A 19,927-nucleotide genomic window follows, 5' to 3' on the forward strand; every position below is an offset into this window, starting at 1 on the left:
TCCGCGCCATGCAACCGAGCACAGCGGATATCCCTGAGCAGTGCGTTTGGCATGGCGATGACAGTAAGCTGCGACACCAACGAGCAGGCACACGGGAGTTACGCAATAGAGGGGAAACGCCCAACCAAGCTGGGACAATTCGCCGGGCAGGCCTGCGGTGTCGAAATTCATAAGAGCTAGCGTAGGGGCGTTTAGGTCATGTGTGAACCCTATAAACATGGTGCATAGGGGCTTGTGCGGTGGGTTTCAGACAATCCCCAGGTATGGTTGCGGCGGCTAGGTGCGGCGTCGGCTAAGAGTATGACGCCCCACAGGGTAGGCTATGAGGCGTTATGGCAGATGTATTGGAATCACCGCTGAAATTTAATGTGGCCGAGTTGCTGCGCAGCCAGGGCGCTGCCGCGATGCCTGAGCAGCGCGTGCAGAAGGGACCCGCGCCGGAGCGCATCGGTGTGGAAATGATCGCCGTCGAAAAGGGCGACGAAATCACCGTCGACGCCACCTTGACGCCGCTGGGATCGGGCGTGCTTGTCGACGCCGCCGTTACCGGCACCCTCACCGGGGAGTGCGCGCGGTGCCTCAAGGAACTCCATCCGGTGCTGGACCTCCACGTATCGCAAGTATTCGCCGCGGATGAGGACTTCATTGGCGGCGACGAAGCCGACGCCGAGGACCAAGGCTCGGGCGACGAAGTCCCGGAAATCGTCAACGACGAGCTCGACCTTCTGCAGACCGTCATTGATGAGGCGGGCCTCGGCTTGCCCTTCGCACCGGTGTGCGAGAACGGCTGCGACATCGAAACCCCAGAGGGTGTCACCACCGGAGTATCCGGTGAGGAGGAAGATAAGGTCGATCCTCGATGGTCCGGACTGGAGAAGTTCCTGTGAGCAAGAAAAATAAGCTAACCGGTGAAGAGGCTCTCGAGCAAGCATATGCTGCGGTCGACCATGCGCCACTTCTGAAGTCTTTGGGCGTCGAGCTGGCCGATGAAAACCTGCGTCTGGCCCTGACGCACCGCTCTTTTGCCAACGAAAACGGCTACCTTCCCAACAACGAGCGGCTCGAGTTCTTAGGCGATGCAGTCCTCGGATTGTCTGTGGCTTCGAAGCTGTACGAGCAGTACCCGTCGCGTCCGGAGTCGGATATCTCGAAGATGCGTGCTTCCATCGTGTCTCGCTACGGCTTGTCCGATATCGCCCGCGAGATCGAGCTTGGCCAGCACATTCTGCTGGGCAAGGGCGAGCAGTCCACGGGCGGTCGCGACAAGGATTCCATCCTTGCGGATACCACCGAGGCCATCTTTGGCGCCATCTACCGCCAGTACGGCTTTGAAACCGCACGCGACGTCATCCTGCGTCTGTTCCAGAAGAAGATCGACAACGCTGTCGTCTCCGGTCGCCACATGGACTGGAAGACCAACCTGCAGGAACTCTGCGCTGAGCTCAAGGCGCCGATGCCGGTCTACACCGCGACGTCGACGGGCCCTGAGCATGATCAAACCTTCACCGCTGTGGCTACCGTCGCCGGCCTGACCGTAGGAAATGGTGTGGGCCACAACAAGAAGCTGGCCGAGCAGCAGGCCGCGCAAGAAGCGTGCCAAACGCTGCGCGAGACTCCGCTTCTCGTACAGGGCACCGCCAACCGCGAGCTTTAATGCCGGAGCTGCCCGAAGTTGAGTCAGTCCGCCGCGGGTTGGAGGGTTACCTTCCCGGGCGGACTTTCGAGCGCGTTGAAGTCCTGCACCCGCGCGCGAACCGTGGGCAGGAAGGTCCTCTCGACCAGCTGTTGGTGGGGCGGGAGATAGGCGGCGTCGCAAGGCGCGGCAAATTCATGTGGATTGAGTTCGCCGACGAGAATCTCCACGACCCCGGTCGCGACGTCCTCTTCGTGCACTTGGGCATGTCCGGCCAGATGCGGGTGGGGGAGACGAACTCGAAACATGTGCGGATCAGGGCGTCGTTAAGCGGCGGCGTGAACCTGTCCTTTATTGATCAACGTACTTTTGGCTACTGGTTGTTGGCCCCGTGGCTTAAGATTGCGCACATCGCCCCGGACCCCCTCGAACCTGACTTCGACATCGTCGCGGCCGCGCGGCGGATTCGCGCAAAGAAAACCGCGGTGAAGACCGCCCTGCTGGACCAGACGGTGGTTTCGGGCATCGGCAACATCTATGCCGACGAGGCTTTGTGGGCCGCGCAGGTGCAGCCCCAAAAGAAGGCTTCTACACTGCGGCAACGTGACGCTATAGCGCTTATCGACGCCGCCGCCTCCGTCATGCGCGCCGCCCTCAAGGTCGGTGGCACGAGCTTCGATGCCTTATACGTCAACGTCAATGGTGAGTCGGGGTATTTTGAGCGATCCCTGCACGCGTATGGGCGCACCGGAGCGCCGTGCGACAGGTGCGGAACCGAGCTGGTGCGCGTCGTAGTGGGTGGTAGATCCACCCATTTTTGCCCCCGCTGCCAGACCTATTAATGGATCGATAGGGGATACATAGCGTTAAATATTCTCCATGGAATTTCTTGAGAACGCTGTAACAACGTTCAATGACTCGGTCTGGACCTATCTGATCCCGTGGATCTTGATCGCTGCCGGACTCTTTTTTGGTTTCCGTACCGTTTTGGTGCAAATCCGAATGGTGCCGGAAATGTTCAAGGCTGTGGTCGAGCGCCCGAAGGGCGTCGGTCGCGACGAAGACGAGGACTACGGCGGCATTTCTGCTTTTAAGGCCTTCACCATTTCGGCGGCGTCGCGCGTGGGCACCGGCAACGTGGCCGGTGTGGCTGTGGCCATCTCCGTTGGCGGCCCGGGTGCTGTCTTCTGGATGTGGATCATTGCGATTCTGGGCGGTGCGACTGCGTTTGTCGAGTCCACCCTGGCGCAGGTGTGGAAGGTCCGCGAGGGTTCCGCTTACCGCGGTGGCCCGGCCTACTACATGAAGCGCGGTCTGGGCTGGGGCCCGCTGGCTGCGATTTTCTCCGTGGCTATCGCGTTTACCTTCGGCTTTGTCTACAACGCTTTCCAGACCAACGCGATTGCTGACTCCATCGCGTTCTCCTTCGGCCGCGAGGACACCATGTTCCGCGCTATCGTCGGCCTGATTGTGGCTGCTGTGGCTGCACTCATCATCTTCGGTGGCGTGCAGCGCATCGCGAACATCACCCAGGTCATCGTTCCTTTCATGGCTATTGCTTATCTGCTCATCGGTGGCTTCGTGGTGATTACGAACTTCGACAAGGTGCCGGGCATGATTGGCGACATCATCGGCCACGCCCTCGGCTTCAAGGAGATCGCCGGTGCTGGTTTGGGTACCGCGATGATGAAGGGTATCCAGCGTGGTCTGTTCTCCAACGAGGCCGGTGAGGGTTCTGCTCCTAACGCAGCTGCTACCGCAACGGTGTCTCACCCGGTTAAGCAGGGCCTCGTGCAGACCTTGGGCGTCTACTTCGATACCTTGGTGGTCTGTTCCATCACGGCGTTCATTATTTTGCTCGGCCCGTCCATTGCTTACGGTGAGGACGCTGAGGGTGTTTCCCTGACCCAGGCGGCTTTGGCTTCTGAGGTCGGTAACTGGGGCATTCACTTCGTGACCTTCATCCTCTTCTTCCTAGCTTTCTCTTCAATTCTCGGCAACTACTACTTGGCAGAGTCCAACGTTGAGTACCTGACCCGCAGCAAGGTTGTCCTCAACATCTTCCGCTTGGTCGTGCTTTTCTTCGTATGGTTCGGTGCGGTCGGCTCCCTCCCGTTCGTCTTCGCACTGGCCGATACCGGCGCTGCGACGATGGTCTTCCTCAACATCCTGGCTATCGTTCCGCTCTCAGGCGTGGCCATCAAGCTGCTCAAGAACTACAACGAGCAGCGCCGTAAGGGCATCGATCCCGTCTTCCACCGCGACATGTTGCCGGAGCTCAAGAACGTCGAGTGCTGGGACGGCTCTGACCCAGTTACCCGCCGCAGTCCGGAGGACCGCCAGCGCCTGCAGCACCAGTACGACCTGGGCGACCACTCCAACTTGAGGGAGTACTAAATGGAGCGCATGACTGCGTTTGTCCACGGTTCGGTCCAGGGTGTGGGCTTCCGCTGGTGGACGCGTTCGCGCGCTTTGGAGCTAGGCCTTGCCGGCCATGCCACCAACTTGGCTGATGGCCGCGTGCAGGTGGTGGCGGAGGGCCCATGCGTCGACTGCAAGCGTTTGCTCGAGTTGCTGCGCGAGGAGCCTTCAACCACTCGCCGCCCGGGCGTGGTCACCACCGTGGTGGAGCAATGGTCGACGCCGCGGGGCGAAAGCGGATTCATCGAACGCTAGCGCCGTAGTAGTTGCTAAACTTTCACGAATGCACCTCAAATCGCTCACGCTCAAAGGCTTTAAGTCTTTTGCGTCTGCGACGAACCTAAAATTCGAGCCCGGTATCTGTGCCGTTGTGGGGCCCAATGGCTCGGGCAAGTCGAACGTCGTTGACGCCTTGGCGTGGGTAATGGGCGAAGGCAGCGCCAAGACCCTGCGCGGCGGCAAGATGCAGGACGTCATCTTCGCCGGAGCGGGCGACCGCAAGGCGCTGGGGCGCGCCGAGGTCACGCTGACCATCGATAACTCGGATGGCGCGCTGCCCATCGACTATTCTGAGGTCTCCGTTACCCGCCGCATGTTCCGCGACGGCGCCAGCGAATACGAAATCAACGGCTCTAAAGCCCGTTTGATGGACATTCAGGAGCTGCTATCTGATTCAGGCATCGGCCGCGAGATGCACATCATCGTCGGCCAGGGAAAGTTGGCGGAGATTCTTGAATCGCGCCCTGAGGACCGCCGCGCCTACATCGAAGAGGCCGCCGGCGTGCTCAAGCATCGCCGCCGCAAGGAGAAGGCGCAGCGCAAGCTTACCGGCATGCAGGCCAACTTGGATCGCCTCCAGGATCTTACCGACGAGCTGGGAAAACAACTCAAGCCGCTGGCGCGTCAAGCAGAGGCAGCCAAGCGCGCCGCCACGGTGCAAGCAGATCTGCGCGACGCGCGCCTGCGGATCGCCGGCGACCAAGTAGTCCAACTGCGCAAGAAGTTCGCCGACGCCAAGCACCAGGCTGCCATGCTGGCGGAGCAGGTCGCCGAAATCACCGAGCAGCTTGAGGAAGCCTCCGGCGTGCAGCTCGAAATCGAGGCTGAGCTCGGCGAGACCATCCCCAAAGCCGAGGCCGCTCAGAAGCTGTGGTTTGACCTTTCGACCCTTTCCGAGCGAATCTCCGCGACCCAGCGCATCGCCGCCGAGCGTGCCAGCAATGTCGGCGCGCAGGTCGCCTATGCAGGTCAAGACCCCGAGGAACTCGAGGCCCGCGCACTCCGCGCAGATGAGGAGCACGCGGAGCTGCTCATGGTCGCCGAGGAGGCCGCTGAGCGTCTCGAGGGCATCCGCGAGGAAGTCGCGGAGCGCCGCGCAGCCTTCGAAGAGGCCGAAAAAGAACACATGGCGCAGCTGCGAGCCATCGCGGACCGCAGAGAGGGCGTCGTCAGGCTCATCGCCGCTGAGGAGAACCTGGCAAGCCAGGTCACCGCAGCAGAAGAAGAGCTGCAGCGCCAGGAAGAGACCCTGCAGTTTACCAAATCTCGCACGCGCACGGCGCAGGCCGAGGCAGACGACGTCGCCGACAAACTCCGAGCGCTCAATGCTGAGCGCGAGCCTCTCGAAGAGGCGCACCTGCGCGCGGCCAGCGAGTCGAGCGCCGCCGACAAGCGTCTCGAGCAGCTACGCGACGGCCAACGCGAACGCGAGCGCGCCGTTTACACCCTGCGATCGCGTATCGATACCCTGGCGCAGACGGCCCCTGAACACATCGACCTGGGCGAGGACTTCCAGCCGCTGGCAAACTTCATCTCCACCAAACACGAGACCGCCGTCGCGGCAGCATTGGGTGCCTTTGCTGAGGCCCAAGCCGGCGAGGTCACCGACAGCGTCGTTGAAAGCCTCAACAACGCCACGCGCACCCCGCTCATTGACATCGCCAGCAACGCTGCCGCACAGTGGCGCTTGGACTCCGACCTTCCCTCTACAGTCACGTGGTTGCTCGACGAAGTGGTGCTGGTGCCGGAGGTGCAGGCTGCGGTCACACGCCTGCTTTCCGACGTCGTCCTGGTCCCGGATCTCTCCGTCGCCCGCGAGGTGGTGCGCGAGGACCCGCGCCTGCGCGCCGTGACCCCGGAAGGCCTGCTGGTGGGCGAGGGCTGGGTCGAGGCCGGCACCGGCGCTTCCTCCACGGTAGAGGTCTCCGCCCGCATCGCAGAGGCTGAGTCCCAGCTGGAGTCCGCGACGCAGGAGCTCGCGGAGCTCTCCGGCACGTTGGAAGGCGCCAAGATTGCAGCTGACGAAGCCCGCGTTGCCGCGGCGTCGGCTAAAGCTGCTCTCCGCGAGCACGACACTGAGGTCGAGGCCTGGCGCCGCGACCACCAGCGTCTTATCAAGCAGCACGAGGTCAACAAAGCCGAGCACGAGAAGGCCGCCGCGCGCGCAACCGACATCGAGGTCAAACTCGCGGAGCTGCGCGAGCAACTTGCCGAAGCTCGGGATCGCCTTGCGCGCGTCGACGATGACGAGCACGACAACGAGCCTTCCTCCGTCGAGCGTGACTCCGCGTCGAGGATACTCGAGCAGGTCAAAGCGATGGAGATGGAAGCTCAGCTCGCGGCCCGCACCGCCCAGGATAGGGTGGGCCAGGCTGCGGGCAAGGGGGACGCGCTGCGTCGCCAAGCAGAGCATGAACGTCAGGCAAAAGCTCGCCATGAGCAGGCGATGGCGCGTCGCAAAGCGCAAGCTGCCCTGGCTGCCGCGGTGTCCAAGCATGCCCAGGACCTGGCTACCCGCACGGCCCATGCCTTGGAGCGTGCCACCGCCGAGCGCGATGACTTGGTCAACCAGCGCAACGTCTTGAACGCCCGCTTGCAGTCCGCGAAGCAGCACGTCTCTGCCACCCGCCAGCAGCTCGACCGCCTGACCTCCAATGCGCATGACTCGGAGATTGCGCGTTCCCAGGCGCAGGTGCGTGCCGATGAGGCGGAAGCGAAGATTGTAGAACAGCTGGGGATCGCCATCCCGGACCTGCTCAAGGACTACACCCCGGGCGAGGACTTCGACCGCGGCGCCGAGACCGCGCGCCTGAAACAGGCGGAGAAGGACCTCAACTCGTTGGGCAAGGTCAACCCGTTGGCGCTGGAGGAGTACAAGGCGTTGGAGGAGCGTTACTCCTTCTTGTCGACGCAGCTTGACGACGTCATCCAAGCCCGCAAGGATCTCTCGGAGGTTATTGAGGACGTCGATAAGCAGATCCTGCAGCTGTTCACTGATGCCTGGAAAGACGTGGAAGCGGAGTTCCCGAAGGTCTTCCAGACGCTGTTCCCAGGCGGTGAGGGACGCCTGATTTTGACGGAGCCGGACGACATGCTGGCTACCGGCATTGAGGTGGAAGCGCGTCCGCCGGGCAAGAAGGTCAAGCGTCTGTCCTTGCTCTCTGGTGGTGAGAAGTCTTTGACGGCGTTGGCAATGCTGGTGGCGATTTTCCGCGCGCGACCGAGCCCGTTCTACGTGATGGATGAGGTTGAAGCCGCGCTTGACGACGTCAACCTCCGACGCCTCATCGCCCTTTTCGAGGAGCTGCGCAAGGACTCGCAGCTGATTGTGATCACGCACCAGAAGCCGACGATGGACGTGGCTAACGTCTTGTACGGCGTGACCATGCGCGGCGACGGTGTCACGCGCGTGATTTCCCAGCGCATGAGTCCAGCCGGCGCTGCGCCGGGAACTGACGCTGCGGCCCAGGACGCCACCCGCCTGGGCGTCGACGCGCCGCGCGGACCTGCCGCTGTTGACGGCGCAGGAGATACTGACGGCAATTAATGTACGGCTAGTGGTGCCCGATGGGGTTAAGCCTGGCACTATAGAGGGCATGAATACTATCTCGTGGATTCTTATTGCCGTAGCTGTCATTGTGGTGCTGGCTATCGTGCTGATAGTTGTTGGCAAGAAGCGTGGTGATTCGAAGAAGGTTTCCTTCGAAAAGCCCGCCGAGGAAGCACCGAAAGAGCTGACCCAGGAGCAGAAGTCTGGCAACTACCAGGCTAAATCCGGTTTTAACTTCGCTCCGGCTGGTAGCGATGCCGACAAGCAGCCAGAAAAGGTTCCTGCTGCTCAGCCTGTAGCCCAGCCTGAGGCAAAGCCTGCAGAGGTGTCAGCCGAGCCAAGCGATACCCGCGATGCAACCGAGCTCGCCAATGCCCAGCTCGCAGACGAGGACGTTGAGGCTCCTGTAGCCGAGGCAACCACTGAGCCGGCAGCTGAGTCGGTTGAGCCAGAGGCTGTTGGGCCAAAGGCTGAGGAGACTCCAGAGGTTGACTCCACCGATAGCGTCGAAGAGGACACGGTTTCAGTCGAACCTGTGGCGGAAGATGAGCCAGTCGCGCAAGACGTGCCAGACCTTCCAGAGGCTGAGGAAGCGGCTGTCGCTGCGGAAGCGCAGACTGCGGGCGCTGAGGCCGCTCTTGATGCTGAGCCGGAGGAACTGCAGGTCTCCGAGGACGCTGAAGTTATTCCAGCGCCGTCCGAACCAGATGCTGACATCGAGCCGGCAGGCGGCCGTTTGGGCCGCCTGCGTGGCCGCCTGTCCCGGTCCCAGAACGCTATTGGTCAGGGCCTCTTGGGCATCCTGTCTGCAGGCGACCTCGACGAGGACGCCTGGGAAGAAATCGAAGACACCCTCATCATGGCAGACTTGGGCACCAAGTCCACGCTGAAGGTCACCGAGTCCCTGCGCGACAAGATCGCTGAGCGCGGCGTGTCCAGCGAGGAAGAAGCACGCGCGATGCTGCGTGAGTCCCTCATCGAGGCCGGCCACCCAGAGATGGACCGCTCTATCAAGGCCATGCCAAACGAGGGCAAGCCGGCCGTCATCATGGTCGTCGGCGTCAACGGCACCGGCAAGACCACGACCACAGGCAAGCTGGCTCGCGTTCTCGTCGCCATGGGCCACAAGGTGTTGCTGGGCGCGGCCGATACCTTCCGCGCTGCTGCCGCCGATCAGCTGGAGACCTGGGGGCGCCGCGTCGGCGCCACGACCGTTCGCGGCAAGGAAGGCGCTGACCCCGCATCCGTTGCTTTCGATGCCGTGGCAGCCGGCGTCGACCAGGGCGTCGACGTGGTACTCGTCGACACCGCCGGTCGTCTGCACACCTCCGTCGACCTGATGGATCAGCTGGGTAAGGTCAAGCGCGTCGTCGAAAAGAAGGCCGAAGTAGACGAGGTGCTGCTGGTGCTCGACGCTACCGTCGGCCAGAACGGCCTGACCCAGGCTCGCATCTTCCGCGAGGTCGTGGACATCACCGGTGTTGTCCTCACCAAGCTTGATGGCACGGCCAAGGGTGGCATTGTTTTCCAAGTTCAGGAGGAACTCGGTGTGCCGGTCAAGTTGGTTGGCCTTGGCGAGGGTGCCGATGACCTGGCTCCATTCGAGGTCGAGGGCTTTGTCGACGCCCTGCTAGGGGAGAAGTAGTAGCGTCGTTGCGCTAATGCGTGAAAAGCCGCCGGGAAAACCCGGCGGCTTTTTCTGTACCTATTTCGCTTCTAATATCGAGTAGCCGTTAGAATTTTGGGAAAGGGGGCGTCGAAAAGCGCAGCTCCTGCGGTGTTTTTCTGGCTACCTAAGACGTTCCAGCGTCACCTTAGGCACAGAAATAATGTGCTTTGACCTAAACCACAATGGTACGGTGGATACGTCTTATTTTTGCACGCTCAAAGTTATAAATCTCTAAACAATGGTTCGTGAGGCTCATCTTTCGTGACACTTCTTTATGTTGTCCTCCTCGCAGCTTTGGCAGTGGTTCTTGCCCCGGTGACCGTCCGGGTCGCCGATCGCGCCGCCGGCTATCCGCTGGCCGGCATTTTTGTTGTGGCGGCAGTTCTCCTTGCTAAAGAATTCGGAACTCTATCCGAGGGCAAAGAAATTTCCTTTAGCCGCACCTGGGTTCGCGATGTCGTGGACTTAGGCATCGACGTCAATTTCGCCCTCCGCGGCGATGCCCTCGGCGTTTTCTTCGCCATGCTGGCACTCGTTATCGGTGCGGTGGTATTTACCTATTCGGCGGCCTACCTTCCTGCGGGCAAAGGCAACGTCAGCTTCTATACGCTGATGACTGCCTTTACAATGTCCATCCTGCTGCTAGCTCTGGCGAACGACGTCATTTTGCTGTTCCTCGCCTGGGAGCTGGTGTCCTTGGCGTCGTTTATGCTCATTGCTCGCTCCGGCAAGGCAGGTGAGGCAGGCTCGCAGCGCACCTTGATTCTTACCTTCATCGGCGGCCTGACCCTGCTTGCTGCCGTGGCGATTGCCGCAACCGCGGCGGGAACCACGAATCTGGAGGAGATCCTTGCCTCCGGCGTGTGGGCACAGCGCCCTGGTCTAACTGCCGGTGTTGCCGTCCTGATTGCGTGCTCGGCGTTTACCAAGGCAGCGCAGTTCCCCTTCCACTTCTGGCTTCCCGAAGCCATGGCAGCTGCGACCCCGGTCTCGGCCTTCCTGCACGCGGCCGCAGTGGTTAAGGCGGGCGTTTACCTGCTTATTCGTTTCTCCACCATCTTCCATGACGTGGCGGTATGGAACTGGTTGCTGATCGTGGTCGGCATGGGCACCGCGGTGATGTCCGCGGTCTTTGCCGTGCAGAAGACGGACCTGAAGAAGCTCACCGCTTATTCCACGGTCTCGCACTTGGGCTGGATTGTGGCCACCATCGGCGTCGGAACGCCATTCGCAATCACCGCGGCCCTCGTGCACACGCTGGCTCACGCGCTGTTTAAGTCCTCTATCTTTATGCTGATCGGTGTAGTCGACCACGAGGCCGGCTCCCGCGACATCCGCCGTCTGGGCGTGTTGTGGAACAAGATGCCATTCACGTTTGCCTCGATGGCTATCGGCGCGGCGTCGATGGCCGCAGTTCCGCCGCTTCTGGGCTTTGTCTCGAAGGAAGGCATGCTGACTGCCTTTGAAGAGGCTCCAATCGGTGGGGCGGGGCAGGTCATCTTGCTGCTCGTCGCCGCGATTGGCGCGTTCTTTACCTTCACGTATTCCGCGAAGATTGTCTTCGGCGCCTTTTTCGACGGCCCGCGCAACATGTCCAAGGTCCACGAGGCGCCTGTTCGCCTGTGGCTTCCGGCTGCGCTGCCGGGCTTTATGTCCCTGCCGCTGGTGTTCTTCCTGGGCACCTTCGACAAGCCTTTGGACTTGATGGCCGGTTCTGTCGGTATGCATTCCCACGCACACCTGGCTTTGTGGCACGGCATTAATGTTCCGCTGATCATCTCCACCGTGGTCCTACTCGCGGGTATCGCGGGAGTCTTCGTGCGCAAGCAGCTGTGGGCCGCGTTTGAGGGCACCAAGCTGGTGCCGCGCACCGGTAACGAAATGCTCAACCTCGTGCAGAAGTGGGCCACCTCCATCGGCCGCTTTGTAGGCCGCATGTCGGATACTCACAACCCTTCGCGCCTCATGCTTCCGATCGTCTTGCTGCTCATCATCTTGGCGGCCGCGGGGCTCATCAGCGAGGGCGTCGACGGCGTCGCTCTGGCGCCCCGCGTCGATGGCCTGGACAACCCATGGGATCTGCTGCCGCTCTCCATCGTGGCGCTGTCCATGATTGGCCTCGTCCGCACCCGCAACCGTCTTACGGGTGCTGTGATGATCGGCATTGCCGGTACCGGCGTGACCCTGCAGATGTTCTTGCTGGGCGCCCCCGACGTTGCCCTCACGCAGTTCACCGTTGAGGCACTGTCGGTCATCGTTATGATGATGGTCCTGCGCTACCTGCCGGAGAAGTTCCACCCAGTGCAGGACACCTCGCGTAAGGCTGGCTCGGTTGTGATCGCAGTCCTCGCTGGTGGCGCCGCATTCCTCGGTGTTTGGGGCCTGATGGGTCGCCACGAGCGCTCGGACCTTGCCCTGTGGTACTTGAACAACGCTCCGGATATCACCGGCGGCGACAACGTCGTGGCCACCATCATCGTTGAGTTCCGTGCACTCGATACCTTGGGTGAGCTTTCGGTTCTGGGTATGGCCGCAGTGGTTATCGCAGCGGTCACTTCGACGCTGCCGCGTTTCCCGTTCACCTCGGGTACTCGTCCGGCGCCGTTTGGACAGTCCCAGCTCAACTCCGTTCCGCTGCGCAAGGGCATTGCGATTGTTATCCCGATTCTGGTCATCATGTCCGTGGTTGTGTTCTACCGCGGCCACCAGGCCTCGGGCGGTGGCTTCCCGGCGGCGCTGATTATGGGCGCGGCTATCGGCTTAACCTACCTCTCGCGCGGTTCGGACGAGATTGTCTTCGGCCGCATGACCCCGATTCATCTGACAGGCATCGGCATCATCGTTGCGCTGACAGCCGGTTTCATCGGCTACATCCCGCATCACGGCGAGCCGGGCGGCTTCCTCACCGCCATCCACGGCCATGCTTTGGGGCAACACTGGACCACGTCGCTCATCTTCGATCTCGGTATCTACCTGGCAGTGCTGGGTATGCTCACCATGGCCATCAACGCTTTGGGTGGCTACCTGCGCCCAGGTACTGAACGTGACTACCTGCCGTGGGTCCACGACGACGATTCCGCGTTGCCTACGACCCCACGCGTGGTGCTTGACGACGTCGATGATCCTTACCCCGAGCCCATCAATCCCTCGAGCAACCCCTTGGCGCTGCTCAACAAATCGGAAGCTCGAACCAAGAAGGAATCCCCTCGCTCTATTCGAAAGAGGGGCGAGGATAACTAATGATTCTTGCACTGACTATTGCTCTGCTCATCGGCTCTGCTGTCTATCTCATTCAGCAGCGTGGCCTGGTCCACATCGTGTTGGGCATGATGGCCTTCGGTCACGGCGCGAACCTGACTCTTCTGGCAACGGGTGTGTACTCCTACCGCGGTGAGTCCTTCCCATCGCAAGTACCAGCTGACCAGATGGCGGATCCGCTGCCGCAGGCCTTCGTGCTGACCGCCGTGGTTATTTCCATGGCGACCTCGACGATTTTGCTCACCATGGCCGCTATGGGCGCCAATGATGACACGGACATCGTGGAGCCGGTTGATGACAACACCATTGACCACGCGTTCTCCACGCTGGGTCGTGATTCTAAGAATCGAGAAATTTTGCAGCGTTCTGCCAACAAGATGGATCGCCTGAAGGAACTTGACCAAGCCGAGGAGGGGGAGAAGTAATGGCTGAACTCGTCAGTGCACTGTTGCCGCTGTTCCCAGCGGTGCCCCTCGTCGCTGCGGCGTTGGCTTTGCTCGCGCCGTGGCGCGGCGTGCGCGATTCCATCATGCTTGTCATCCCCGGCGTGGGTATTTTCGCGGGCTTCGCGTTGCTGTTATACACCATGAACAATGGCGTTGTGGCGCACGCGGTTGGTTTGTATCCAGGCAACGCCGGTATCGCGTTTGCTGCGGATACCTTCTCCGCCTTGATGATCGTTACCACGATGATCGTGGCCTTCGGCGCCAACTGGTTCGCCATCGTGGGCGGCGAGACCAAGTCACGCTATTACGCGTCGCTGACCCTCATCCTAGTCACCGGCGTGTGTGGCGCCTTGCTGACTGCGGACCTCTTCAACTTCTTCGTGTTTATCGAGGTCATGCTGTTGCCGTCTTATGGCCTCATCACCATGTCGGGTACGTGGTCTCGCCTTGCTGCGGGCCGTGCGTTCGTGTTGGTCAATCTCTTTGCATCCACTTTGCTGGTGGTCGGCGTCGGCTACATTTACTCGGTTACGGGCGTGGTGAACCTCGCAGCCCTCGAGGGCGCGGCCGCGGGTAACGGACCAGTGACCGTCGCTTCCGGCATCGTGGTCATTGCCATCGCGGCGAAGGCCGGCGTGTTCCCCGTACAGTCTTGGCTGCCACGCACGTACCCCGGAACCTCCGCCGCTGTCATGGGCTTGTTCTCGGGCCTGCACACTAAGGTCGCGGTCTACATGCTCTACCGCCTCTGGGTCCACCTCTTTGACATGGACCAGCGCTGGTGCACCCTCATCATCGTGGTCATGATTGTCTCCATGATCATCGGTGCCTTCGGCGGTATGGCCGAGAACTCGATCCGTCGCGTGCTGGGCTACCAAATGCTCAACGGCATGCCGTTCATCCTCGTGATGATGGCATTTACCACCCACGACCCGCAGCGCGCTCTGGGCGCGGGCATCCTGTACACCATCCACCACATGCTCACCGTGGGCTCGTTGATTCTGGCCTCGGGTGCCATCGAGGAGACCTACGGCACGGGCCTGCTCTCCAAGCTGTCGGGCCTGGCTCGCCGCGACCCGATAATCGCCTGGATTTTCGCAGCTGGTGCCTTTTCCGTGGTGGGCTTCCCGCCATTTTCCGGTATGTGGGGCAAGGTCCTCATCGTCGTCGAGATTGCGCGCACCGGTGACCTATGGGCATGGATTGTCATCGCCGTCATCATCATTGCATCCTTCGCCGCCTTCCTGTCGATGCTGCGCGTGTGGCGCGAGGTCTTCTGGGGCAAGGATCTGCCGAAGGAAAAGGTCCCCGCTGAGCTCATCATCCGCAAGAAGCTGATGGCGCCGTCGGCTGCGCTCATCATGGGCTCGCTCACCATGTTTATTTTGGCGGGCCCAGTCATCGACGTCACGATGCACGCCGCCGAGGACCTGCTCGACACCGAGGCCTACACTCAAGCTGTGCTTGGCGACGCCCCCGTTGCCCTGCCGGACATCGACTCCACCCAGGGAGGTCGCTAAATGAAACTCTTCTTTCACTCCTGCGTGTATGCGCTGTGGCTGGTGAAGGAAATCTTCGTCGCTGGCTTTGGACTGGCGGCTGAGTCCTTCAAGCCAAAGAACAATTACCACCCAGTCGTCGTGCGCTACCCGCTGCGCGTGACGGGCGCGTGGGAAATCTTCTGGTTTACATCCTCCATTACCGCTACCCCTGGCACGCTATCGCTGGGCCTGCGCGAGCCGGTGGCCGAGGGCTTGCCGCGCATTGTGCTCGTCCAAGCCGTCATGGGCGACGATCCAGTTGAGATCATGGAATCCTTGGCCGACATGGAAGAGCGCCTCGCGCCGCACGTTAAAGAGCTGGACTACGGCGTTCCCGGCCAGAGTGACACCAAGGTACTCGACCCGGCTTTCTACGAGTACCCACTCGAGACGCTCGGTCGCCACATGCGCGCGCCGGACATTGCGCAGGTTGAGGACACTCCGCTTCCTGCCGACGAGACTGAGAAGTATTCCGTGTGGCCATTGCGCCCTGAAAGGAAAGGCGAATAATGCTGGATTTCGCGCATTTTAGTGCTTTCGAATGGGTCATTTTCGTCTGCATCTTCATCATGGGCGGCGCCCTTGCCTCCGCGTTGCTTCTAGCTCTGCGCTCCCGCGACGAGCTGACCCGCACGGTCATGTCAGACATGGCCTTCTACGGCATGCTTTGCATGTACATCACGTGGACGTTCACGAACCACGCGTCGATTCTCTACGACATCGCCATGCTGGCGGCAATCGCGGCCGGCGTGCTCCCGACGCTGTCGATGGCGCGCATCATCTCGAAGGGACGTCGATAAGCATGGCGATTTACGAGATTATCGCATCCATCCTGCTCATCGTGGCCACCATCCTCGTGGTCGCCACCGCAATTGCACTCTGGCGCGCTCCTGACGCCTTGACCCGAGTCAATCTGCTTGGGCCCACCGTCGGTCTGGCTGTGCCGCTTTTGCTCGTGGCGAAACTCATCGTGGACTTCTCGGAAAACGGCTTTTCGCTGTGGTCGCTGGTGCGCGTGCTCATCGCGTGCTTCGGTGTCTGGATTATCGGCTCCGTGGGCTCGTTCTACATGGGCCGTTCGATTTATGGAGTCACCGTCACGGACGTGAAGTACGCTCGCCGTGTCCATAAAGAACTGCGCACTGTCGAGGCCGACGAAGACGAGTTCTAACTGACCTCTTGCCTTTTCTATAGATCGATAGGTAACCTCATTTGGGTATCTATCGATCTATAGAAAAGGTGTGGAAGATGACGACAGATCAAGTAATTGCCGCTTCCGGCAACTCCTCGTGGATGCTGGTCAGTGCCTCCCTGGTTCTCCTTATGACCCCAGGCTTGGCGCTCTTCTACGGCGGAATGTCGGGGCGTCGCCAAGTGCTCAACATGATGATGATGTCTTTCGGAGTCATGGCCGTGGTCCCCGTCATCTACGTCTTGTGGGGCTGGTCCATGTCCTACGGCTCCCAGTCCGTCGCTGGACTCTTCGGCAGCCCTTTCCAATTCTTCGGTCTCAGCGGCCAAATCGTAGACGACGCGGGCAACTACGTCGAGGGCGCCTCTGGCTACCCGAACGTCATCGACATTGCCTTCCAAGTCACCTTCGCCATCATCTCCACCGCTCTCATCTCTGGCGCGCTGGCTGGCCGTGTGAAGTTCTCCGCGTGGCTCTTGTTTGCTGGCCTGTGGACCACCATCGTCTACTTCCCGCTGGCACACATGGTCTGGGGCGGCGGCATCCTGTCCCACGCCGAGGCTTCCGTTTCCTCGTGGATCTTCGGCACCACCGACGGTCGAGCCACCGTTGCGCCGATTGACTTCGCAGGCGGCACCGTGGTCCATATCTCCGCTGGCACGGCTGCATTGGTCCTAGCGCTGGTCGTCGGCAAGCGTGCGGGCTTCCCAGGCAAGCTCGCGCGTCCGCACAGCCTGCCCATGGTGATGCTCGGCGCCGCGCTCCTGTGGTTCGGATGGTTCGGCTTCAACGGTGGATCCGCCTTCGCCGCTGACGGTGTGGCGGGCCTGGCGTGGCTCAACACCACCGTGGCCGCCGCGGCCGCGATGCTCGGTTGGATGGCTACGGAAGCAGTTCGCTACAAAGCCGCCACCTCTCTCGGTGCGGCGTCGGGCGTCGTCGCCGGGCTCGTGGCCATCACTCCGGCCGCTGGAGCGCTGACCCCATTGACCTCGATTTTCCTCGGTGCTGTCGGCGGAGTCCTAGCGTGCCTCGGCGTGAGCCTGAAATACAAGTTTGGCTACGACGACTCCCTCGACGTTGTCGGCGTGCACCTCATTGCTGGCCTGTGGGGAACCGTAGGCTTGGCGCTGGTTGCTGACGGATCTGGCGTCTTTACCGGCGACGTCGTCTACGGCCTCAAGTTGTTGGCTGTCCAGGCTGTCATCGCGGTGGTAGCCATGGCTGTCTCTGCTATTGGCACCTATCTCATTGCCTTGCTTATCAAGGCGACCATTGGTTGGCGAATTGATGCAGAAGACGAGTCTGGCGGAATCGATGTTGCGCAGCACCGTGAGTCCGCTTATGACCTAAGCAGTGGTGCTGACTCCTCCCGTGGGCGCATGGGCGCTACTATTAACGGGCAGGGAAACACTTCCACGTTGGGCACTGCGCCCGTTATCCCGCCGCGTACCGAAGTCAAGGAGTAAGACATGAAACTCATTACCGCTGTTGTTAAGCCTTTTACGCTGCCCGATATCCGTGAAGCACTGGAGCAGCTCGAGGTTCATGGCCTTACCGTTACCGAGACCCAGGGCTTTGGCCAGCAGCGCGGCCACAGCGAGGTCTACCGTGGCGCCGAATACGCTACCGACTTCGTTCCGAAGGTCAAGCTGGAGATCGTGGTCTCCGATGAGTCCGTCGACGAGATTATTAACGCCGTCGTGGAGGCCGCCTACACCGGCAAGATTGGCGACGGCAAGATCTGGGTAACCCCAGTCGAGGACGTCATCCGAGTCCGTACCGGCGAGCGCGGCGAAGCTGCTGTTTAAGATGCACAACGCCGCCGAGCTTCGCGCACAAGCGTATGAAGCGGCGCTCGCATTAACCAAGACCCTGGAGTTGCCAGAGGGGACCGCCCTCGCAGCTACAGGGTCTTTTGCGCGCCGCGAGATGACGCCGTATTCCGACCTCGACTTCCTCCTCATTCACGCCGATGGCACGGAGGTCGATGAGGACGCGGTGGCAGATATTTGGTACCCCATTTGGGAGGCCAAATACCACTTGGATTATGCCCTGCGCACCCCTACCGAGTGTGCGGAAATCGCTGGGGCCGATCCCGCGGCAGGTTTCGCGCAACTGGATCTGTCCTACGTGGCGGGGAACAAGGCGCTTGTCGACGAAGCGCGCGCCAAGATTATTTCCCAGTGGCGGATTTTGCTGCAGAAGCACTTTGACTCTTTTCTCAACACTGCCATCGCGAGGTGGCGGCGGTCCGGAACGTTGGCAACGATGACCAACCCGGATATCAAGAACGGCCGCGGTGGCTTGCGCGATATTCAGTTCATCAGGGCCTTGGCATTGGGTAACTTGGCAGATGCCCCGCGCTTGGATTCTGAGCGCGACCTGCTGCTGGATGTTCGCACTCTGCTGCATGTTCACGCCCATCGGCACCGCGACCTGCTCGACCCTGAGTTTGCGGCCGAAATTGCGGAGGAGCTGGGCTTTGTAGATCGCTACGAGCTTTCGGCTGCGGTGGTCAAGGCGGCGTCGACAGTGGATAAGGCCATGGAGAGGGCATTGGCCACAGCACGGGGCGTCGTGGGCAGGCGCCAGCGCCTCGGTAGCCGCAAACCACTGGATGTCGGTGTTGTGGATAGTGGCGGTTACGTCACATTGGCCCGTAATGCAGATCTCGATGATCCGGGCCTGGGGCTGCGCGTGGCCGCGGCATCAGCGCGGACCAACCGCCCTATCGAACCAGGTGTATGGAAGTTGTTGCCTGCATCGCCTGAGCTACCGCAGAGGTGGAAAGCTGCCACTACCGACGCCTTTTTTACCATCTTGTCTTCCCCCACAGACACACCTCGTCTGATTCAGGAATTAGATCGGGTAGGGATGTGGGAGAAGCTCGTTCCCGAATGGGCTCATATTCGTGGCATGCTGCCCCGCGAGCGGAGCCACGCACACACGGTGGACTACCACACGATGCTGACGGTGGCGCGGTGCGCCGAGGTACGCACCACTGTCGCCCGCCCAGACCTTCTCCTGCTCGCGGCGCTGTACCACGACATTGGCAAGGGCTACGACCGCCCCCATGCCGCCGTCGGCGCGGAGATGGTGGCCAAAGCTGCCGCTAAGATGCGATTAAACTTGGCGGATCGCTCTCGAGTGCAAACCCTAGTAGCTGAGCACACGACGCTAGCCAAACTGGTTTCTCGAATGGATCCTCACTCAGATGAGGCGCGCGATAAGTTGCTCGCGGCTGTCCATTATGACTACCTCACGCTGTCCCTGCTCCTCGTCTTGACCAAAGCCGATGCCGAATCTACTGGGCCTAATGTATGGAACCCGCGTTTAGAGTCCGGAATAAAGGTCTTGAGCGAGCGTGCTTTTGACCAGTTGGAAGCGCTCACACCCACTAAACCGGTGGTTTACGCCGACGAGGAAATAGCTTTGAGCACTGACTATGAAGAGCGCACGCTCACCGTGACGTGGCGGGGCAAATACCAGCGCGAAGTTGTTCGCCCTTTGGCGCTCATCGCGGCGCTGGGCTGGACCATTGTGTCTTCGCGGATGGCGCGCGTTTCGGATGCGCAAGGGGAGGGGTTTGCCGCGGAGTTCGATGTGCGCACCGTGGCGGAGAGCTTCGATGCCGCGGCGGACGAGGCGCGGTTTATCCAGTCTTATAAGTCAGGCGTATTCACGGTACTACCGGAGATTGACGGGGCGCCGACCACTGCGATGTGGACCGGCGGTGTGTTCGAGGTTCGCACGGTGGAGCGCACCGGTGTGCTGGGGCACGTGCTGGCGAAGCTACCGGACTGTGAGTGGATCACCAGCTATGTTCCGGGCGCCACGATGGTCCTGCACGCGAAGCCGCTTGGCGATGTCCCCCGCGCGACATTGGTCAGGAATGTGACCCAAGCGCTTGTGAGCGGCTAAGCTGGGGGAGTTAA

At 61.1% G+C, this 19,927-nt stretch carries 16 protein-coding genes; all 16 read left to right on the forward strand.

Annotated elements, in window-relative coordinates:
- Positions 1 to 332: 332 nt before the first annotated feature.
- The 16 genes from HMPREF0308_RS03655 to HMPREF0308_RS03730 all read left to right on the forward strand — a co-directional run bounded on the left by HMPREF0308_RS03655 (position 333) and on the right by HMPREF0308_RS03730 (position 19,913).
- Positions 333 to 887, forward strand: a complete 555-nt coding sequence (locus HMPREF0308_RS03655; RefSeq protein WP_005528826.1) for a YceD family protein — start codon at positions 333 to 335, stop codon at positions 885 to 887.
- Positions 884 to 1,654 carry a ribonuclease III gene (rnc, locus tag HMPREF0308_RS03660; protein ID WP_005528828.1) on the forward strand — a complete coding sequence of 257 codons (771 nt, stop codon included), beginning with the start codon at positions 884 to 886 and terminating at the stop codon, positions 1,652 to 1,654. The genes HMPREF0308_RS03655 and rnc overlap by 4 nt, the downstream gene beginning before the upstream one ends.
- The gene (mutM, locus tag HMPREF0308_RS03665; protein ID WP_005528831.1) at positions 1,654 to 2,475 is read left to right on the forward strand and encodes a bifunctional DNA-formamidopyrimidine glycosylase/DNA-(apurinic or apyrimidinic site) lyase; all 822 of its coding nucleotides are present in this window, start codon (positions 1,654 to 1,656) and stop codon (positions 2,473 to 2,475) included. The genes rnc and mutM overlap by 1 nt, the downstream gene beginning before the upstream one ends.
- Before the next feature lie 37 nt (positions 2,476 to 2,512).
- Positions 2,513 to 4,030 carry an alanine/glycine:cation symporter family protein gene (locus tag HMPREF0308_RS03670; RefSeq protein WP_005528833.1) on the forward strand — a complete coding sequence of 506 codons (1,518 nt, stop codon included), beginning with the start codon at positions 2,513 to 2,515 and terminating at the stop codon, positions 4,028 to 4,030.
- Entirely contained in the window at positions 4,031 to 4,309 is a 279-nt protein-coding gene (locus HMPREF0308_RS03675; protein ID WP_005528834.1) for an acylphosphatase, read from the forward strand.
- A 28-nt stretch (positions 4,310 to 4,337) separates the two neighbouring features.
- The gene (gene smc / locus HMPREF0308_RS03680) at positions 4,338 to 7,880 is read left to right on the forward strand and encodes a chromosome segregation protein SMC (RefSeq protein WP_005528836.1); all 3,543 of its coding nucleotides are present in this window, start codon (positions 4,338 to 4,340) and stop codon (positions 7,878 to 7,880) included.
- A 49-nt stretch (positions 7,881 to 7,929) separates the two neighbouring features.
- On the forward strand, positions 7,930 to 9,528 hold the full coding sequence (gene ftsY / locus HMPREF0308_RS03685) for a signal recognition particle-docking protein FtsY (RefSeq protein WP_034656814.1): 1,599 nt from the start codon (positions 7,930 to 7,932) through the stop codon (positions 9,526 to 9,528).
- Between the two features lie 285 nt (positions 9,529 to 9,813).
- Positions 9,814 to 12,792, forward strand: a complete 2,979-nt coding sequence (locus HMPREF0308_RS03690) for a DUF4040 family protein (RefSeq protein ID WP_005528839.1) — start codon at positions 9,814 to 9,816, stop codon at positions 12,790 to 12,792.
- Positions 12,792 to 13,235: a cation:proton antiporter subunit C gene (locus HMPREF0308_RS03695; RefSeq protein ID WP_005528840.1), complete on the forward strand. Its 444-nt coding sequence runs from the start codon at positions 12,792 to 12,794 to the stop codon at positions 13,233 to 13,235. Before HMPREF0308_RS03690 ends, HMPREF0308_RS03695 begins: the two co-directional genes overlap by 1 nt.
- Positions 13,235 to 14,776 (forward strand): monovalent cation/H+ antiporter subunit D family protein, encoded by a 1,542-nt coding sequence (locus HMPREF0308_RS03700; protein WP_005528843.1) that lies wholly within the window; start codon positions 13,235 to 13,237, stop codon positions 14,774 to 14,776. The genes HMPREF0308_RS03695 and HMPREF0308_RS03700 overlap by 1 nt, the downstream gene beginning before the upstream one ends.
- A complete protein-coding gene (locus HMPREF0308_RS03705; RefSeq protein WP_005528845.1) occupies positions 14,777 to 15,307 on the forward strand; it encodes a monovalent cation/H+ antiporter subunit E in 531 nt (176 codons plus the stop codon).
- Complete coding sequence (locus HMPREF0308_RS03710; protein ID WP_005528847.1) at positions 15,307 to 15,597, forward strand: hypothetical protein; 291 nt, start codon at positions 15,307 to 15,309, stop codon at positions 15,595 to 15,597. Before HMPREF0308_RS03705 ends, HMPREF0308_RS03710 begins: the two co-directional genes overlap by 1 nt.
- 2 nt (positions 15,598 to 15,599) lie before the next feature.
- Positions 15,600 to 15,968, forward strand: coding sequence for a Na+/H+ antiporter subunit G (locus tag HMPREF0308_RS03715; protein ID WP_005528849.1), 369 nt, complete (start codon positions 15,600 to 15,602; stop codon positions 15,966 to 15,968).
- 77 nt (positions 15,969 to 16,045) lie between these two features.
- Positions 16,046 to 17,458, forward strand: a complete 1,413-nt coding sequence (locus HMPREF0308_RS03720) for an ammonium transporter (RefSeq protein WP_005528851.1) — start codon at positions 16,046 to 16,048, stop codon at positions 17,456 to 17,458.
- Between the two features lie 3 nt (positions 17,459 to 17,461).
- On the forward strand, positions 17,462 to 17,800 hold the full coding sequence (locus HMPREF0308_RS03725; RefSeq protein WP_005528853.1) for a P-II family nitrogen regulator: 339 nt from the start codon (positions 17,462 to 17,464) through the stop codon (positions 17,798 to 17,800).
- Between the two features lies 1 nt (position 17,801).
- Positions 17,802 to 19,913, forward strand: coding sequence for a [protein-PII] uridylyltransferase (locus tag HMPREF0308_RS03730; RefSeq protein ID WP_005528855.1), 2,112 nt, complete (start codon positions 17,802 to 17,804; stop codon positions 19,911 to 19,913).
- The last annotated feature ends 14 nt before the right edge of the window (positions 19,914 to 19,927 follow it).

This window comes from Corynebacterium striatum ATCC 6940 (assembly GCF_000159135.1).
In the GTDB taxonomy this organism is placed as follows: Bacteria; Actinomycetota; Actinomycetes; order Mycobacteriales; family Mycobacteriaceae; genus Corynebacterium; species Corynebacterium striatum.

Coding starts and splice junctions, on each gene's coding strand:
- HMPREF0308_RS03700 (WP_005528843.1), top strand. CDS start 13,235: ATGGCTGAACTCGTCAGTGCACTGTTGCCGCTGTTCCCAGCGGTGCCC.
- HMPREF0308_RS03730 (WP_005528855.1), top strand. CDS start 17,802: ATGCACAACGCCGCCGAGCTTCGCGCACAAGCGTATGAAGCGGCGCTC.
- HMPREF0308_RS03675 (WP_005528834.1), top strand. CDS start 4,031: ATGGAGCGCATGACTGCGTTTGTCCACGGTTCGGTCCAGGGTGTGGGC.
- HMPREF0308_RS03655 (WP_005528826.1), top strand. CDS start 333: ATGGCAGATGTATTGGAATCACCGCTGAAATTTAATGTGGCCGAGTTG.
- HMPREF0308_RS03710 (WP_005528847.1), top strand. CDS start 15,307: ATGCTGGATTTCGCGCATTTTAGTGCTTTCGAATGGGTCATTTTCGTC.
- HMPREF0308_RS03715 (WP_005528849.1), top strand. CDS start 15,600: ATGGCGATTTACGAGATTATCGCATCCATCCTGCTCATCGTGGCCACC.
- smc (WP_005528836.1), top strand. CDS start 4,338: ATGCACCTCAAATCGCTCACGCTCAAAGGCTTTAAGTCTTTTGCGTCT.
- mutM (WP_005528831.1), top strand. CDS start 1,654: ATGCCGGAGCTGCCCGAAGTTGAGTCAGTCCGCCGCGGGTTGGAGGGT.
- HMPREF0308_RS03695 (WP_005528840.1), top strand. CDS start 12,792: ATGATTCTTGCACTGACTATTGCTCTGCTCATCGGCTCTGCTGTCTAT.
- HMPREF0308_RS03720 (WP_005528851.1), top strand. CDS start 16,046: ATGACGACAGATCAAGTAATTGCCGCTTCCGGCAACTCCTCGTGGATG.
- ftsY (WP_034656814.1), top strand. CDS start 7,930: ATGAATACTATCTCGTGGATTCTTATTGCCGTAGCTGTCATTGTGGTG.
- HMPREF0308_RS03725 (WP_005528853.1), top strand. CDS start 17,462: ATGAAACTCATTACCGCTGTTGTTAAGCCTTTTACGCTGCCCGATATC.
- HMPREF0308_RS03670 (WP_005528833.1), top strand. CDS start 2,513: ATGGAATTTCTTGAGAACGCTGTAACAACGTTCAATGACTCGGTCTGG.
- HMPREF0308_RS03705 (WP_005528845.1), top strand. CDS start 14,777: ATGAAACTCTTCTTTCACTCCTGCGTGTATGCGCTGTGGCTGGTGAAG.